The sequence below is a fragment of the Massilia genomosp. 1 genome, from assembly GCF_011682185.1.
Taxonomy (GTDB): Bacteria; Pseudomonadota; Gammaproteobacteria; order Burkholderiales; family Burkholderiaceae_D; genus Telluria_A; species Telluria_A rubra.
In genome coordinates, this window is record NZ_WHJF01000595.1 from 1 (window position 1) to 253 (window position 253).

Here is a 253-nt window from a genome sequence, read left to right on the forward strand (position 1 = left end):
GACGACCGTACACCTCAATCCCGAAAAAAGTGTCACGGAAGCCGTCACCAAAAAGGAGAAAAATCAAGCACTCAAAAAAGCAGCGTAAAAATCGTATTTAGGCGACAACTAGCTTGCAAATTTCCGCGCCTTCGGCACGCTCGCCGTCGGGTCAGCCGCAAATCGCTCCATCAAGATCCTCGCTCGTTTGTTCAGGCGCGCATCGCCCAGGTCGAGTTGCTCAAATTCCGTCTCGGTCCAAGGTGCAGGTGCT

Annotated in this window: 1 pseudogene; it reads right to left on the minus strand. The window is 53.0% G+C overall.

From position 1 onward, the window contains the following. Positions 1 to 126: 126 nt before the first annotated feature. Positions 127 to 253, minus strand: a pseudogene (locus F1735_RS35035) (IS4/Tn5 family transposase DNA-binding protein); the annotation flags it as partial.